The organism is Prauserella marina, from assembly GCF_002240355.1.
In the GTDB taxonomy this organism is placed as follows: domain Bacteria; phylum Actinomycetota; class Actinomycetes; order Mycobacteriales; family Pseudonocardiaceae; genus Prauserella_A; species Prauserella_A marina.
Genome location: NZ_CP016353.1, coordinates 4,991,570 through 5,007,871, shown reverse-complemented (window position 1 = coordinate 5,007,871; position 16,302 = coordinate 4,991,570). Strand labels below are relative to the sequence as shown.

Genomic DNA, 16,302 nt, shown 5'->3' with positions numbered 1-16,302 from the left:
CGTTTCATGTCTTGTAGTGCTCGCCGGGCGTCCTCAACCCCTCCCCGAGGATGCTCCGGTATGAGGAGTGCTCCGGTGCCGGACCCCCAGCGGCACCGGAGCACTCGCCCCCGGCGCGGGTCAGCTCGCGGGGCGCTGGTGGGGCACATCCTGCGGTCGCATTCCGCGCAGCACTTCGATCCGGTCGGTACCAGGCCAGCTGTTGACCCAACTGGAGCCCGTCACGTCCTTGGCATGCTTTTTCAGCGGAGCGAGCAGCCGGGAGATCTCGCGGTAGGAGCGGACCGAGGAACCCGTGCAGACAAGCGTCGCCAGCGACAGCGTGACCGCGAGATGTTCGGCCGACCACGCGACGTCGAGCAGCCGGTCGGCGATCGTGGTGATCCGGTCGACGTCGCAGGCGAGAAGGAAGTCGTCCCCGCCGACGTGACTCACGGTCAGCCCGCCGAGCCCGGCGCTGAGGTCGCTCAGTTTGCGCCCGAGTGCCCTGATCAGATCATCGCCGGCCGCGAAGCCCACGGTGTCGTTGATGTTCTTGAACGAGTCGACATCCAGCCAGCCGACCACGAGCGGCTGCCTCGCCGCGATCCGCCGGTCGACGTCGCGGGCGACGGTATCGCTGCCGGGTAGTCGCGTCAGCGGATTCAGCGCGGCCGCTTCCTCGATCTTCGCCTCGGCGACTCCGCGCACGATCTCGTTGACCAGGACGACGCCCCTGCACTTTCCGGTGCGGTCGACAACCACGATGTCGTCGCCTCTGCGTTCCCAGTCGGCGTCGACGATGACGTCGAGCAGTTCCAACGCGCTGGCCGTGTCCCTGATGACGTGTGGTGCGTCCCCGAACCTGCCCGCGGGCCGGTTGGCGTGCAGCGCGTGCCCGAACGGTCCGGTCACCGCGAGCAGGAACCGGTTCCGGTCGATCGACCACTGTGGACGGCCGCGGTGGTCGACGCCGACGACTCCCGTCGGTGCGTCCTGGTCGATCAGCACGTTGCGTACCTGTTCGCAGGTCGCGTCGGCGGGCAGAGTCGTTGCGGGGCGGAGGAAATCCTTCACACCCGCTCCGGTGGGAACCGGCGGCGCGGCGGGTCCGTGAAGTGGTCCGGCGACCCAGGCGCTGGTGCTTGTCGAAATCACCTCGTGCCGGGCCGGCGCGAACAGATGTCCTTGCGCGATCCTGATCCCGAGCTTGCGGATGATGTCGAGTTGAGCCTCGGTCTCGATCCCGGTCGCGACCAGTCTCGTGTTCGTCCGCGCCGCGAAATGTACGAGTGCCTCGACAAGGGCGACCGTGGCCGGATCGTCCGGAAGGCGGCGCAGCGCGGTCCGGTCGATTTTGACCATGTCGGCCGGTGCCTCGGCGAGCAGGTTCAGCGGCAGGTCGCCAGCGCCGAGCCCGTCGAAGGCGATGCGGAACCCCAGCTCGTCGAGCCTGCCAAGGCCGGCGAGCAGGACGGTGGGCGGGATGCCGTGAAACGGCGGCCCGACTTCCAGCACGATCTCGTGTGGGCGTTTGCTGGTTTCGGCGAGTGCGTCGAACAGCGGATGCAGTGCCTCCTCCGGTGCCGCAGCGGTGAGCGCGGTGACGTTTAGATGAAGGGGGAGCAGGGTCGCCTGTGGAGCCTCGTCTCGGACCGCGCGGGCGGCGAGGCTCACGTCGACCTCGACGAGGCGCCCCCGGCGCAGCGCCGCTCCGAGTAACTCGCCCACTCCTCCGGCAGAAGGGCGTGCCAGCGCTTCGACCGCGACGACAGCCCCGGTGTGCAGGCTGTACAGCGGCTGAAACGCGAAGCGCACCTGATTCACAGCGACTCCCCGCTCCAGAAACCCATCCCCAAGCTGGGCCGATTCGGTGAAAGTAGGCCGATCGTTACACAGTGATAAAGGTCGAATCAAGGTCGTTCGTGCTGTTGGCGGGCTTTTTCTCGGGATCGCGCCGACGGTTCAGGACAAGGTGTCGCCAGGGCGTGGCCGCGGTGGGTTCTGGGCAAACGCGTCCCTGCACACCGGTGAACACGCGGAGGCCGGAAACCGCCGTGAGTACGGGAGCGGATCGCCGGGCGAGCCGACGCGACGCCCCTCGGCCGGTGTCCCGGCGCGCCTGACGAGCGCGGGCGCGTCGCGCATCGGATGCCGGTACGGGAACCGGACCGTGCCGGGTGCCTTGTCCGGGTGAGGCGCCGCTCGTGGGACAAGGTCGGAGCCGATGTCACTTCGCGACGCCTCCGCGGAGTGGGCGCGACGGTGAACAGTGCTTCTGTGTCGAATGTGGACAGTGGTCCATACCTGTCAGTGACATATACCGAGCGCTCGGTATCGGAGCGTCGGCGTGCCCTTCCCGTCGGTTCCTTCGGCGACCGTGCTGGGTGGCGCGTGGTGCGGACCTGGCCACTTGTCATGAGATGGGCCTGGCAGCATGCTTGAAGCGCTCGCGACGAACCTCAGGAGGTGTCCCGTGGGTGAGGCCCCCACCCTCATCGGCTCGGTTCAGCGTGCGTTGCACTTACTCGATCTCGTTGGAGCCAGCGAGCGCCCGGTACCCGCGAAAACTCTCGCGAGGACACTCGGGCTGCGCCTGCCCACCGTGTACCACCTGCTGCGCACCTTGGTTTACGAGGGATATCTCGACAAGATCGAAGAGGGATATGTAATCGGTGACCGGGTCGACGCCCTCGGCAGGCGCAGTATCACTCAGGCGGCGGTTGTCAGGGGACGAGCGACGCTGAGCGCGCTGCGGGACGAACTGGGCAGCGCCGCCTACTTCGCGCTGTACCGCGAGGGAGAGATCGAGCTCGTCGACGTCGCCGACGGTCCGCGCATGCGCAGGGTCGACCTGTGGGTGGGGACGCAGGAGACCGGTCACGCCACCGCTTTCGGCAAGAGCATCCTGTCCTGCTTGGACAAAGAGGGGCGCGACGACTACTTCTCGCGTTATCGGCCGCTCGATCTGACTCCGCACACCCTGACCGACAGGAGGGTGCTGGAGGAGAAACTGAGCCGAGGCGCGGAGATCAGTACCGACCGGGAGGAGTATCTGCTCGGCACGGCGTGTGTCGCCGTGCCGGTACAGGCGCCGGGCGTGCTCGGCGCGGTCGCCATCTCCCGGCCCGTGCATCGCCATCGTGGCGCTGCGGAGGCCGAGTCTCTCAAGCGGGCCGCGGGGCGGATGAGCAGGGCACTCGTGCTCTTCGGCTGACGGTTATCACCATCTGAAATCGGTGCAGTTGTGGGTGCGGGCAGGTGGGGCGACAGTACTCGCTTGGCGGCAGGAGATCGGATGGAGCCACACGGCAGGTTGACTCTCTACCGCGCCATGGTGTTGATCAGGACCTTCGAGGAAGGGCTCCTGCGGGAGCATTCGATCGGCAAGAAGCCGCGCTTCGACCTCAGTGAGGGTCCGGTGCCGGGACGTCTGCACCTCGCGGCCGGTCAGGAACCGGCGGCCGTAGGGGTCTGCGCCGCGCTGGAAGAGGGTGACGCCGTCACCGCGACCCACCGTGCCCACCATTTCGCCATCGCGCACGGAGTGCGGTTGCGTGTGCTGGCCGCGGAGATCTTCGGCAGGACGGAAGGGCTCGCGAGGGGAAGGGGAGGTCATCAGCACCTCGTCGATCCCGCGAGAAACTTTCGCTCCTCGGGTAGCGCGGGAGAAGGGCTTCCGGCGGCCGTGGGCCATGCGCTGGCTTTCCGGCGGCAAGGAGGCGGACGGGTCGCGGTGGCCGTCATCGGCGACGGTGCCGCCAACAGGGGAGTCTTCCACGAATCGCTCAACCTGGCCTCGGTGTGGTCGTTGCCCGTCATCTTCGTTGTGGAGAACAACGATTGGGCGTTTTCCGCGCCATACATCAGTTCGACAAGTGTGCCTGCACATGTGGAGCGAGCGCTCGCCTACGACATTCCCGGCGAGCTTGTCGACGACAACTCGGTCGAGGCGGTCGAGGCCGTGACGAGGTCCGCCGTCGAGAGAGCGAGGTCGGGAGAAGGCCCGAGCCTGGTCGAGGTCCGCACCCTTCGGTTGTGGGGGCACGCTCAGGGCGATGACCAGGCATACCGGTTCGACCTGGACTCCGTGCCGGGACGAGATCCGATTCCCGCCTATGAGGCGAGGTTGCGGGCGGAGGGCTTGGTGGACGACGACGTGGTGAGGCTCGTGCGCAAGCAAGCGCGGGAGAAGGTCGCCGACGCCATCGCCTTCGCGAGACGTGGCGGCGAACCCTCGCCGGAGACGGCTCTGGACTACGTCTTCGTCTAGGGTCGGCGAGGACGACTCGCGGGCAAGGACCCAGTGTCAAGCACGAAAGGCGCGATCATCATCCCCGACAGCGGCTCGGTCTCGGCGGGAAGGCTGCTCACCACCGGCGAGGCGATCACCGAGGCCATCGCGCAGGAGATGCTGCGCGATCCCGGTGTGTTCGTGCTCGGTGAGAACGTCGGGGTGCACGGCGGCGCCTTCGCCGTGACGGCGGGGCTGCTCGACAGGTTCGGACCGGCAAGGGTGATGGACACACCGGTCTCGGAGACCGCGTTCGTCGGCGCCGCGGTCGGTGCGGCGCTGGCCGGCCTGCGCCCCATCGCGGAACTGACTTTCGTCGACGACATCGGCTTGTGTCTCGGGCAGGTCTACAACGCCATGGCCAAGGCGAGGTTTTCCTCGGGTGGCGCGGTGACGGTCCCGATGGTGCTGACGGCAGCGGTCGGTGGTGGCTACTCCGATGGTGCGGCCCATTCGCAGTGCCTGTGGGGTACCTTCGCTCATCTTCCCGGGATGAAGGTCGTCGTGCCGAGTACGGCCGCCGATGCCAAAGGGCTGATGGTGTCGGCGATTCGGGACGAGAACCCGGTCGTGTTCCTCTTCCACAAAGGCGTACTGGGACTGCCGTGGCTGCCGGAGAACCACAGGGCGAAGGGCTATGTCGCGGAGGAAGCCCTCCTCACGCCCATCGGCGCGGCCGCGACGGTGAGACCGGGCACCGATCTCACCATCGTGACCCTCGCCCTGTCGGTGCATCACGCGCTCGACGTCGCCGATTCGGTTTCCGCCGACGGCGTCGAATGCGAGGTCATCGATTTGCGAAGTCTCGTTCCGCTGGATGTCGAGACCATTGTCAATTCGGTGGAACGAACCGGCAAATTGCTGGTCGTCGACGAGGATTATCTCTCGTACGGAGTATCAGCCGAAGTAATCGCAAGAGTGGTGGAACGAAATCCCGCATTGCTGAAAGCACCGCCGGTACGGGTATGTGTTCCTGACGTTCCTATTCCCTACGCGCGTTCACTCGAAAACGCGGTGCTTCCGACGAGAGACCGTATCCGGCGCGCCGTGCGGGAATTGGCGAGGACGTAACGCCCGTTGGCTATCACGTGTGCCGGGATGGCCGGCAGGGGACGGCAGGGTCAGGGGGAGCCCGAGCACCGCGGTCGAGGGCCCCGTGATCAACCTCCACGTTCGTCGCCCACGGTGGCCGTCCGCTCACCCATGGCTTCTGGCAGGTGAGTTGTTGTTCGATACGCAACACGTTGCTGGATACGCTACGAACTCGTCTGGGCGGGTCCGTGTCAAACTCGCGGACTAAAGCATCGGCTGAATAGCAACCCAGGGCAACCTTCAGTAGCATCGACTGGACTGAACGAGTGAAGCTGTTGTTTGTGACACATTGCTCTTGGTTGTGCTGTCAAGGGCTTGGTGAGAAGTTGTCGTGGCAGCGCTTCGACCACACGGTATGCCTGTCCCGGGTGGCCCCCGGGCGCGTGTGCGCGTTGCGCCCGCCAGTGCGGATCGTGAGCATGCGCGCTATACACGGGGTGAAATCCTTATTCACGCAATTGACCCATTGAAGCCTGACATCCCACTCAATAGATTGAGTCGAGGCGGTTTTGCGGAGATCAGCGCGGATGAGCCGCAATCTCGCCGAGTCGGGGTGAGGCACCGCGTTCGCTACAGGGCTTGCGAACTCGGCTGCACTTCAGGAGCGTTGCGGGCTGCAATTTTACGTCGGCCGCGAGTCAGTCGGCCGCCGGTCGTCGGCCTGGATTTTCGCGCGCCTTTTTCCGGCGAATTGGAACGTGCGCTGTGCTCCCGCATGCCGGCCCGCGAGTGAGAGGAAACGAAAAAGTGTTGTGACTGCGCCGCGCGAGGAGAACGAATAGCACTCCGAATCCGGCCGAACGTGGAGGGAAACGCAATGAAGGACTCAGTCGCGAGCGAGGCCGACGTACCGGTGGCCGCCGCAGCGGACATAAGCCGGGCGCAGGCGCATCCAGAACAGGAATTCGGTGCGGATCCACTGGAAGTGCGCGATTCCGACCACTACACCGACGAGTACGTCACCGGGTTCGTCGAGAAGTGGGACGAACTGATCGACTGGAAGAAGCGCTACGAGAGCGAGGGCAAGTTCTTCGTCGATCTGCTGAAGTCGCGTGGGGTGAAGTCGGTACTGGACGTCGCGACCGGAACGGGTTTCCACTCTGTTCGCCTCGTAGAGGACGGCTTCGACACGGTCAGCGTGGACGGCAGCGCGGAAATGCTCGCCAAGGCGTTCGAGAACGGCCTCAACTACGGCGGACACATCCTCCAGGTGGTGCACGCGGACTGGCGATGGCTCAACAGGGACGTACACGGCGAGTTCGATGCGGTCGTGTGCCTCGGAAACTCGTTCACCCACCTTTTCTCCGAACGCGACCGGCGCAAAGCGCTCGCCGAGTTCTACGCGGTGCTCAAACACGACGGCGTCCTGATCCTCGACCAGCGCAACTACGACGCGATACTGGACAACGGCTTTTCCAGCAAGCACACCTACTACTACTGCGGCGAGGAGGTCACCGCCGAGCCGGAGTACGTCGACGAGGGACTCGCGCGCTTCCGGTACCAGTTCCCCGACAAGTCGCAGTACCACCTCAACATGTTCCCGCTGCGGAAAGACTATGTGCGCAGGCTGCTGCGCGAGGTCGGCTTCCAGCGGGTCGAGACGTTCGGTGACTTCCAGGAGACCTTCGGCGCCGACGACCCCGACTTCCTCATCCACGTCGCGGAGAAGAGCTACATCAAGCCAGCCGACGACTCGGCGACCTATTCGGCGGCGGTGAACGTTGCCCGCGACTACTACAATTCCGGCGACGCCGACAATTTCTACTACTCCATCTGGGGTGGCGAGGACATCCACGTCGGACTGTACGAGAGCGAGAACGAGGAGATCGCGGTTGCGAGCAGGCGCACGGTCGAACGCATGGCGGGCAAACTGACGCTGACCTCAGGCAGCCACGTGCTCGACATCGGCTCGGGATACGGCGGTGCGGCGCGGTATCTCGCGAAGACGTTCGGCTGCAAGGTGACTTGTCTCAACCTCAGCGAGGTGGAGAACGAGCGCAACCGGCAGTTCAACGCGGAACTTGGGCTGGCGGAGCTGATCGACGTCGTCGACGGCTCCTTCGAGGATCTGCCCTTCGACGACAACGAATTCGACGTCGTGTGGTCGCAGGACGCCATGCTGCACAGCGGAGACCGTGGTCAGGTGCTGCGTGAGGTCGCGAGGGTGCTGAAGCCGAAGGGCGACTTCCTCTTCACCGACCCTATGGCGGCCGACGACTGTGACAAGACGCTGCTGAAGCCAATCCTCGACCGGCTTCACCTAGAAACGATGGGATCTCCGGGATTCTACCGGCGCGAGTTCAACCGGCTCGGGATGTCGTCCATCGACTTCGAGGACCACACCCCGCAGTTGGCCACGCATTACGGCAGGGTGCTGGCGGAAACGGAGCGACGTAACGACGACATCTCCGGCAGCGTTAGTACCGAATATCTGACACGCATGAAGGTGGGGCTGAAAAACTGGGTCGACGGTGGGCTTGCCGGCAATCTCGCGTGGGGTATTTTCCACATCCGTTCCTGAGCCTGAGGGTGCTTTGCCGACGCGCGGCGAACGCGTCGGATACGAAACCTGGCGTGTTTTCGCCTCTGACAGACAAAGGAAACACTTGTGACTGCTAATCGAAGGTTGTTCACCAGCGAGTCCGTCACCGAAGGCCATCCGGACAAGATGTGTGACGCGATCAGTGACACCATCCTGGATGCCATGCTCGCCAAGGACCCGCGTAGCAGGGTCGCCGTCGAGTCGTTGATCACCACCGGCCAGGTGCACGTGGCCGGCGAGGTGACCACGGATGCCTACGTCGACGTTCCGAACCTGGTGAGGGAGAAGGTTCTGGAGATCGGGTACGACTCGTCGGCGAAGGGGTTCGACGGGACGTCGTGTGGGGTGAATGTGGCGATCGGGTCGCAGTCGCCGGATATCGCGCAGGGTGTGGACACGGCGTATGAGTCGCGGTTGGAGAACGCGCTCGACGATTTGGACAAGCAGGGTGCTGGTGATCAGGGGTTGATGTTCGGGTATGCGTGCTCGGACACTCCTGAGTTGATGCCGTTGCCGATCGCGCTGGCACACCGGTTGTCGAGGCGGCTCACCGAGGTCCGCAAGAACGGAACGATTCCCTACCTGCGTCCCGACGGCAAGACTCAGGTGACCATCGAGTACGCGGGCGACCAGCCGGTGCGGCTCGACACGGTGGTGATCTCCAGCCAGCACGCCGAGGGCATCGACCTCGACAAGATGCTCGCCGTCGACTTGACCGAGCAGGTCATCAAGCCGGAGATCCAGTCGCTCGGCTTGCAGGCCGAGGAGCCCAAGATCCTGATCAACCCGACGGGCCGGTTCGTGGTGGGCGGTCCGATGGGCGACGCGGGGCTGACCGGTCGCAAGATCATCGTGGACACCTACGGCGGGATGGCTCGCCACGGTGGTGGCGCGTTCTCCGGCAAGGACCCCTCCAAGGTTGACCGGTCCGCCGCCTACGCGATGCGCTGGGTCGCCAAGAACATCGTCGCCGCCGGACTGGCCGACAGGGCGGAGATCCAGGTCGCCTACGCCATCGGCAAGGCGGCTCCGGTCGGTTTGTTCGTCGAGACCTTCGGAACGGAAAAGGTGGCGCCCGAGAAGATCCAGGCGGCGATCGACGAGGTGTTCGACCTTCGCCCGGCCGCGATCATCCGCGACCTGGACCTGCTGCGTCCCATCTACGCGCAGACCGCCTCCTACGGCCATTTCGGCAGGCCGGACGCCGACCTGCCGTGGGAACGCACCGAAAGGGCACCGGCCCTGAAGGACGCGGCCAAGGCGTGAGGCCCTTCCCCGCGACGTTGTCGAAGAGCTCGCCCCAGTTCCCCCGACCCGAGGAGTGTGTCCTGCCATGCGCATAGCGGTGACCGGCTCGATCGCGACCGACCATCTGATGGTGTTTCCCGGTCGGTTCGCCGACCAGTTCGTCGAGGATCAACTGGAGAAGGTCTCGCTGTCGTTCCTGGTCGACCAGCTCGACATCCGCAGGGGAGGGGTTGCGGCCAACATCTCGTTCGGGCTCGGCAGCCTCGGCATGACCCCGATCCTCGTCGGTGCCGTCGGCTCCGACTTCGAGGACTACCGTTCGTGGCTGGAACGTCACGGCGTGGACACGAAGTCGGTGCACGTGTCACAGACGAGGCACACGTCGCGATTCCTGTGCACGACCGACGAATCACAAGCCCAGATCGCCTCGTTCTACGCGGGTGCCATGGAGGAGGCCCGCAACATCGAGTTGAGGGCCGTCGCCGACCGGCTCGGTGGTCTCGACCTCGTCGTGGTCGCGCCCAACGACCCCACGGCCATGGTGCGGCACACCGAGGAGTGCAGGGAGCGCGGATACGCCTTCGCGGCCGACCCTTCCCAGCAGCTGGCCAGGATGGGGCGCGACGAGGTGCGCAAACTGGTCGACGGCGCCTCGTACCTGTTCACCAACGAATACGAGACGTCCTTGTTGTTGCAGGTCACCGGCTGGACGGCGGCCGAGGTGCTCGGAAAGGTCGGACGGTGGGTCATGACACACGGACCGGACGGAGTGCGCATCGAGTCGAGTGAAGCGCCCCCCGTTTCGGTCCCCGCGCACGACGTCGGCGACAGCGCGGACCCGACCGGGGTCGGGGACGCCTTCCGCGCCGGATTCCTGTGGGGCGTGCATGCGAAACTGGACCTGGAACGCGCGGCTCAAGTGGGGTGTACGCTCGCCGCGATCGTGCTCGAAACGGTTGGCACCCAGGAATACACATTGGACCGGGCTGACTTTTCGAAGCGCGTCGCGAAGACGTACGGCAACGATGCCGCGGCCGAGATCGAGTCGAAGCTGCGAGTGTGATGATGGAGAGCGGTTTTCTCGCCGAACTGGACCGGCGGGTGCTGGTCGCCGACGGCGGTATGGGCACCGCGTTGCAGGAATACGACCTGACGCTGGACGACTTCGCCCAGCTCGAAGGCTGTAACGAGATTCTCAACGAGACCCGGCCCGACGTGGTGAGCGCGGTGTACCGCGGTTTCCTTGAGGCGGGCTCCGACGCCATCGAGAGCAACACTTTCGGCACCAACCTCGCCAACCTCGGTGAATACGGCATCGCCGACCGGATCAGGGACCTGGCCGAACGGGGGACCGCGCTGGCGAGGCAGTGCGCGGACGAGTTCAGCACTCCGGACAAGCCGCGGTTCGTGCTCGGCTCCGTCGGGCCTGGCACGAAACTGCCCACCCTTGGTCACGCGCCGTACGCGGCGTTGCGCGATGCCTACGTCGACAACGTGCTCGGCATGCTCGACGGCGGTGCCGACGCCGTACTGGTGGAGACATCGCAGGACCTGTTGCAGACGAAGGCGGCGATCGTCGCCGCGAAGCGGGCCATGGCGATGACGGGCAGGCAGGTGCCCGTCATCGCGCAGGTCACCGTGGAGACGACGGGCACGATGCTGGTCGGTTCCGAGATCGGTGCGGCGCTGACCGCGCTCGAACCGCTCGGCATCGACCTCATCGGCATGAACTGCGCGACCGGTCCCGCAGAGATGAGCGAGCACCTGCGGGTGCTCGCCCAGCACGCGACGGTGCCGATCTCGGTGATGCCCAACGCGGGCCTGCCGGAACTCGGCCCGAACGGGGCCGTCTACCCGCTGCGACCGGACGAACTCGCCGAGGCACTCGCCGGTTTCATCACGCGGTTCGGCGCCCGCCTCGTCGGGGGTTGCTGTGGTACGACCGGCGAGCACATTCGGGCGGTGTCCGAGGCGGTCGCGGACCTGACGCCGAAGCAGCGCACCCCGGAGATCGTGCCTTCGGTGTCGTCGGTGTACCAGTCGGTGCCCTTTGAACAGGATGCCTCGATCCTCAACGTCGGCGAGCGCACCAACGCCAACGGTTCGAAGGCGTTCAGGGAGGCCATGCTTGCCGAGCGCTACGACGACTGCGTCGAGATCGCGAAGTCGCAAACCCGTGAGGGTGCGCACATGCTCGACCTCTGTGTCGACTACGTGGGCAGGGACGGCACGCGGGACATGCGCGAACTGGCCTCGCGCCTCGCGACGGCCTCGACGTTGCCGATCATGGTCGACTCCACGGAGGCCGAGGTCGTCGAGGCCGGTCTGGAACACCTTGGTGGCCGGTGCGCGGTCAACTCGGTCAACTACGAGGACGGAGCGGAGCCGGGCGGCCGCTTCCACCGGGTGATGGAGATGGTGGTCGAGCACGGAGCGACCGTCGTCGTCACCTGTATCGACGAGGAGGGCCAGGCCAGAACCGCCGACTGGAAGCTGCGGGTCGCCGAGCGCGCGATCGATGACCTCACCGGCAACTGGGGTCTCGACGAGTCCGCGATCATCATCGACTGCCTGGTGTTTCCCATCACCACGGGGCAGGAGGAGGTCCGCAAGGACGCCATCGAGACGATCAACGCCATCCGCGAGCTCAAGCGCAGGCGCCCCCGGGTGCAGACCACGCTCGGGTTGTCCAACGTGTCGTTCGGCCTCAACCCGGCCGCGCGGCAGGTGCTGAACTCGGTGTTCCTCAACGAGTGCAGGCAAGCCGGTCTCGACTCGGCGATCGTGAACTCGTCGAAGATCCTGCCGATGAACAAGATCGAGGAGGAGCCGAGGCAGGTTGCTCTCGATCTCGTCTACGACAGGCGAACCGGCGACTACGACCCGTTGCAGAAGCTGATGCAGCTTTTCGAGGGCAAGACCGCGTCGTCGGGAAGAGCGTCGAGGGCGCAGGAACTGGCGAAGCTGCCGCTGTTCGAACGGCTGGAGCGGCGCATCGTCGACGGCGAGCGCAACGGTCTCGACGAGGATCTCGCGGGGGCCATGGCGGAGAAGGAGCCGCTGCGGATCATCAACGAGAACCTCCTCGCCGGTATGAAGGTCGTCGGTGAGCTTTTCGGCTCGGGGCAGATGCAGTTGCCGTTCGTGCTGCAATCGGCGGAGGTGATGAAGGCAGCCGTCGCCTATCTCGAACCGCACATGGAGAAGGACGACTCCGGCGGCAAGGGCAAACTGCTGTTGGCCACCGTCAAGGGCGACGTGCACGACATCGGCAAGAACCTTGTCGACATCATCGTGTCCAACAACGGCTACGACGTCGTCAACATCGGCATCAAGCAACCCATCAACGCCATCCTCGACGCCGCGGAGGAGCACAGGGTCGACGCCATCGGGATGTCGGGCCTGCTCGTCAAGTCCACGGTGATCATGAAGGACAACCTGCAAGAGATGAACGCGAGGGGAGTCGCGGCGAAGTACCCCGTTCTGCTCGGTGGTGCCGCGCTCACGCGTACGTTCGTCGAGAACGATCTCGACGAGGTCTACGAGGGCGACGTCCGCTACGCCAAGGACGCCTTCGAGGGGCTGAACCTCATGGACCGGCTGATGTCGATCAAGAGGGGAGAGAGCCCCGAGGAGGACGAGGCCGAGCGGGCGAAGAAGGCCGAACGCAAGGCACGGCGGGAACGCTCGCTGCGCATCGCGGAGAAGCGCAAGGCCGAACAGAGCGAGGAACCGTCGCTGGAGGACACGACGCGGTCCGATGTGGACGAGGAAGCGCCCGTGCCGGTGCCCGCGTTCTGGGGCTCGAAGGTCGTGAAGGGCATCGCGACCGCCGAATACCTCTCACTGCTCGACGAGCGCGCGACGTTCTTCGGCCAGTGGGGCCTTCGCGGGGCCAAGAAGGGAGAGGGCCCCTCCTACGAGGAGCTGGTCGAGACGGAGGGAAGGCCACGGCTGCGGGCGTGGATGGACGAGCTGTCCACTCGCGGAATCCTCGCCAACGCCGCGGTCGTGTACGGTTACTTCCCTTGCTACTCGGACGGAAACGACCTCGTCGTACTCGACAAGGACGAACCGGACGCTCCGGAACGGCTGCGGTTCAGTTTTCCGAGGCAGCGGCGCGACCGCAGGTTGTGCCTCGCCGACTTCTTCCGTTCGAAGGACAAGGCCGAGAAGACCGGCGAGGTCGACGTGCTTCCCCTCCAGCTGGTGACCATGGGGCAGCCCATCGCCGACCACGCCAACGAGTTGTTCGCCAAGAACGCCTACCGCGACTATCTGGAGATCCACGGACTCGGAGTGCAGCTCACCGAAGCGCTCGCTGAGTACTGGCACCGGAGGGTGCGGCAGGAACTGCTGTTCACCGGCGGGGATTCGGTCGCGGCGGAGGACCCCGACGACGTGCGGCAGTATTTCAAACTCGGCTACCGGGGCGCGCGGTTCTCGCTCGGTTACGGCGCCTGCCCCGACCTTGAGGATCGCGCGAAGATCGTGGAACTGCTCGGAGCCGAACGAATCGGCGTCGAGCTTTCCGAGGAGTTCCAGTTGCATCCGGAACAGTCGACGGACGCGATCGTCCTGCATCACCCGGAAGCCAAGTACTTCAACACCTGACGAAAAAGCACCCGGAAAACCCGCGATGTGTTGCTAGGTATGGAAAGGAAGACATGAGCGCGAAGTTGCAGAAGGTGAACGGCCTTGAGTTCGCCGTCGCCGACCTGAGGCTGGCCGAGGCCGGTCGGCACCAGATCCGGCTGGCTGAGCACGAGATGCCGGGCCTGATGGCGACTCGCAGGGAATACGCGGACACCAAGCCGCTGCGGGGTGCGAGGGTGGCCGGGTCACTGCACATGACCGTGCAGACGGCCGTGCTGATCGAGACGCTGGTAGCGCTCGGCGCCGAAGTTCGCTGGGTGTCCTGCAACATCTTCTCGACGCAGGACGAGGCCGCCGCGGCCGTCGTCGTCGGCCCCGGCGGCACGCCGGAACAGCCGAAGGGTGTCCCGGTGTTCGCGTGGAAGGGCGAAACGCTCGAAGACTACTGGTGGTGCACCGAACAGCTCTTCCAGTTCGGTGACAACGGGCCGAACATGATCCTCGACGACGGCGGGGACGCGACCCTGCTCGTGCACAAGGGCGTCGAATTCGAGAAGACCGGCGTCGTGCCGGAGGCAGGCGAGGACGACCCGCACGAGTATCAGGTCATCCTGTCGACGCTACGGGCCAGCCTCACCGCCGACGGCAAGCGGTTCACCAGGATCGCGGAGGACATCAAGGGCGTCACCGAGGAGACCACGACCGGGGTCCACCGGCTCTACGAATTCGCCAAGACCGGCGAGCTGCTGTTTCCCGCCATCAACGTCAACGACTCGGTCACCAAGTCCAAATTCGACAACAAGTACGGTTGCCGTCACTCGCTTGTGGACGGAATCAACAGGGCGACCGACACGCTCATCGGTGGCAAGGTCGCGCTCGTCGCCGGATACGGCGACGTCGGCAAGGGCAGCGCCGAGTCGCTGCGAGGGCAGGGCGCGCGCGTCATCATCACCGAGGTCGACCCCATCTGCGCGCTACAGGCCGCGATGGACGGTTTCCAGGTGACGACACTGGACGACGTCGTCGAAACGGCCGACATCTTCGTGACGACCACCGGCAACTTCAACATCATCACCGCCGAGCACATGGCGAAGATGAAGCACCAGGCGATCGTCGGCAACATCGGCCATTTCGACAACGAAATCGACATGGCGGGTCTTGAGAAGACCCCCGGCATCAAGAAGACCGAGATCAAGCCGCAGGTGCACGAGTACACCTTCGCCGACGGCCACTCGATCATCGTGTTGTCGGAAGGGAGGCTGCTCAACCTCGGAAACGCGACGGGTCACCCGAGCTTCGTCATGTCGAACAGCTTCACCAACCAGACGATGGCGCAGATCGAGCTGTTCACGAAGCCGGGAGAGTACGAGAAGCAGGTCTACGTGCTGCCCAAACACCTCGACGAGAAGGTGGCGAGGCTGCACCTCGACGCGCTCGGCGTGAAGCTGACCAAGCTGACCAAGGAGCAGGCAGCTTACATCGGTGTCGACGTGGAGGGTCCCTACAAGCCGGACCACTACCGGTACTAGGTCGTGTCCGGGCGGGCCGGTCACCGGCCCGCCCCCGCGACCCATCACCTGACGACATGTTGACGGGAGCCAATTGTGCGTAGGGTCGTCGACCGGCTCGGCAATGCACATCGTCCGACCTTCTCCGTCGAGTTCTTCCCGCCACGGGACGAGCAGGACGAGGCTGTGCTGTGGCGGTCGATCCGGGAACTGGAGCCGCTGGATCCGGCCTACATGTCCATCACATACGGCGCGGGAGGGTCGAGCAGGGAAGGCACCATCCGCAACATCGCGAGGGTGGCGACCGACACGACACTCGTGCCGATGGCCCATCTCACCGCCGTCGATCATTCGGTCGCCGAGTTACGCAACGTCATCGGCCACTTCGCCGCCGTCGGCGTGCACAACATATTGGCGCTGCGCGGTGACCCTCCCGGTGACCCGATGGGCGACTGGGTCGCCCACCCGCAGGGGCTGAACTACGCCGAGGAACTGGTTCGGCTGATCAGGGAACTCGGCGACTTCTGTGTCGGTGTTTCCGCCTTTCCCTACGGTCACCCCCGGTCGGCCGACCTCGACATCGACACCACCTACCTTGTGCGCAAGCTCAGGGCAGGCGCCGATTTCGCGATCGCCCAGTTGTTCTTCGAAGCGGAGGACTTCCTGCGGCTTCGCGACCGGGTCGCCTCGGCTGGCAGCGATGCGCTGCTGCTGCCCGGCATCATGCCGCTGACGACGCCGAAGACCCTGCGCAAGACCATCGAGCTGTCCGGTGCGACGCCGCCCCGTTGGCTGACCGACCGGCTCGAACCCCTTTCCGGCGACGCGAAGGCGTTCAGGGCGGCCGGGCTCGACGTGGTCACGGAGCTGTGCGAGCGACTGCTCGACGAGGGCGTGCCCGAACTGCACTTCTACACGTTCAACAGGTCGAAGGCGACGAGGGAACTCGTCGACCGGCTCGGGTTGCGGTCGCCGGCCCCGCCACTCGCCGTTTCGGCGCCGTCATGAACTGGTGGTGGCCGTTCAACGGAGAACGGCCACCA

At 65.4% G+C, this 16,302-nt stretch carries 10 protein-coding genes; 9 read left to right on the top strand and 1 reads right to left on the bottom strand.

Annotation, left to right across the window (positions count from 1 at the left end; all coding sequences use genetic code 11):
- Nucleotides 1-120: 120 nt before the first annotated feature.
- A complete protein-coding gene (locus tag BAY61_RS22935; protein WP_338061483.1) occupies nucleotides 121-1,824 on the bottom strand; it encodes a GGDEF domain-containing protein in 1,704 nt (567 codons plus the stop codon).
- Between the two features lie 631 nt (nucleotides 1,825-2,455).
- On the opposite strand from BAY61_RS22935, the gene BAY61_RS22930 reads away from it, so the two are divergent.
- The 9 genes from BAY61_RS22930 to BAY61_RS22890 all read left to right on the top strand — a co-directional run bounded on the left by BAY61_RS22930 (nucleotide 2,456) and on the right by BAY61_RS22890 (nucleotide 16,267).
- Entirely contained in the window at nucleotides 2,456-3,196 is a 741-nt protein-coding gene (locus tag BAY61_RS22930) for an IclR family transcriptional regulator (RefSeq protein ID WP_091807960.1), read from the top strand.
- An 81-nt stretch (nucleotides 3,197-3,277) separates the two neighbouring features.
- Nucleotides 3,278-4,252 carry a thiamine pyrophosphate-dependent dehydrogenase E1 component subunit alpha gene (locus tag BAY61_RS22925; RefSeq protein ID WP_091807655.1) on the top strand — a complete coding sequence of 325 codons (975 nt, stop codon included), beginning with the start codon at nucleotides 3,278-3,280 and terminating at the stop codon, nucleotides 4,250-4,252.
- Nucleotides 4,253-4,285: 33 nt separating this feature from the next.
- Entirely contained in the window at nucleotides 4,286-5,344 is a 1,059-nt protein-coding gene (locus tag BAY61_RS22920) for an alpha-ketoacid dehydrogenase subunit beta (protein WP_245865356.1), read from the top strand.
- 838 nt (nucleotides 5,345-6,182) lie between these two features.
- On the top strand, nucleotides 6,183-7,886 hold the full coding sequence (locus tag BAY61_RS22915) for a glycine/sarcosine N-methyltransferase (RefSeq protein ID WP_091807653.1): 1,704 nt from the start codon (nucleotides 6,183-6,185) through the stop codon (nucleotides 7,884-7,886).
- 87 nt (nucleotides 7,887-7,973) lie between these two features.
- Complete coding sequence (gene metK / locus BAY61_RS22910; protein ID WP_094168516.1) at nucleotides 7,974-9,173, top strand: methionine adenosyltransferase; 1,200 nt, start codon at nucleotides 7,974-7,976, stop codon at nucleotides 9,171-9,173.
- Nucleotides 9,174-9,240: 67 nt separating this feature from the next.
- A complete protein-coding gene (locus tag BAY61_RS22905; protein WP_091807649.1) occupies nucleotides 9,241-10,218 on the top strand; it encodes a carbohydrate kinase family protein in 978 nt (325 codons plus the stop codon).
- 2 nt (nucleotides 10,219-10,220) lie between these two features.
- Entirely contained in the window at nucleotides 10,221-13,769 is a 3,549-nt protein-coding gene (gene metH, locus BAY61_RS22900; protein WP_091807647.1) for a methionine synthase, read from the top strand.
- Between the two features lie 53 nt (nucleotides 13,770-13,822).
- Nucleotides 13,823-15,280, top strand: coding sequence for an adenosylhomocysteinase (gene ahcY, locus BAY61_RS22895; RefSeq protein WP_091807646.1), 1,458 nt, complete (start codon nucleotides 13,823-13,825; stop codon nucleotides 15,278-15,280).
- Nucleotides 15,281-15,355: 75 nt separating this feature from the next.
- The gene (locus BAY61_RS22890) at nucleotides 15,356-16,267 is read left to right on the top strand and encodes a methylenetetrahydrofolate reductase (RefSeq protein ID WP_091807644.1); all 912 of its coding nucleotides are present in this window, start codon (nucleotides 15,356-15,358) and stop codon (nucleotides 16,265-16,267) included.
- Nucleotides 16,268-16,302 lie beyond the last annotated feature (35 nt).

What these genes read in the sequence shown, in the direction of transcription:
- BAY61_RS22925 (WP_091807655.1), top strand. Translation starts at nt 3,278, where the DNA reads ATGGAGCCACACGGCAGGTTGACTCTCTACCGCGCCATGGTGTTGATC.
- BAY61_RS22905 (WP_091807649.1), top strand. Translation starts at nt 9,241, where the DNA reads ATGCGCATAGCGGTGACCGGCTCGATCGCGACCGACCATCTGATGGTG.
- ahcY (WP_091807646.1), top strand. Translation starts at nt 13,823, where the DNA reads ATGAGCGCGAAGTTGCAGAAGGTGAACGGCCTTGAGTTCGCCGTCGCC.
- metH (WP_091807647.1), top strand. Translation starts at nt 10,221, where the DNA reads ATGGAGAGCGGTTTTCTCGCCGAACTGGACCGGCGGGTGCTGGTCGCC.
- BAY61_RS22915 (WP_091807653.1), top strand. Translation starts at nt 6,183, where the DNA reads ATGAAGGACTCAGTCGCGAGCGAGGCCGACGTACCGGTGGCCGCCGCA.